At 58.7% G+C, this 567-nt stretch carries 1 pseudogene; it reads right to left on the bottom strand.

Annotated features, from left to right (window positions below):
- Positions 1–219, bottom strand: a pseudogene (locus EOA38_RS38420) (hypothetical protein); the annotation flags it as partial.
- Between the last annotated feature and the right edge of the window lie 348 nt (positions 220–567).

The raw sequence follows: 567 nt of genomic DNA, 5'->3' as shown, positions 1-567 counted from the left end.
ATGAAGACAAGCGTATCGGCATTTGATGTGATGGCGTCGCGGATGATATATTCGAGCTTGCGCAGCTTGTTTCTGCCGAACGCGAGACCCGAGTTCCGTAGATTTCCACCCTCCCAGGTGCTTGCCGAGGCGGTCGAGCTTCTCGATGGGCGTGGGTCCAAAGGTGAGCGGATAGCGTTGAACTTTTTCAGCATGTTCTCTCCAGCAACGGTGCTCGATCTGAAATTAGCTTGCACGCGATGGCGGCCGCCACCGCGAATTTGGTGGAGCGGTCGGTGGCCGCTCCTTACGGGCGGCGGTCCACCTGTAGACGGTCGCCCTGCTGCCTTCAAAGCCGCGGTGCTTAATTCCGGTCCCCAGCCGCAGCCCCTTGTGCTGGCCTTCCTCTCAGCGCTTTTCAATCAGACGGCGCGCGGGGGACTGTCAGGAATTCAGTGCGCGAGGCCATGATGATGGAAAGGATAGAATCATCACATGGCTATCGAGAAGGAACTTCTGGACCAACTGATTGCCGGCCGCGATCCCAACGAGGTGTTCGCCAGGGACGGGCTACTCGACGACCTGAAG

It is taken from the genome of Mesorhizobium sp. M1E.F.Ca.ET.041.01.1.1 (assembly GCF_003997355.1).
Taxonomy (GTDB): domain Bacteria; phylum Pseudomonadota; class Alphaproteobacteria; order Rhizobiales; family Rhizobiaceae; genus Mesorhizobium.
The sequence above is the reverse complement of the archived record's forward strand: the minus strand, read 5'-3'. Positions and strand labels throughout refer to the sequence as shown.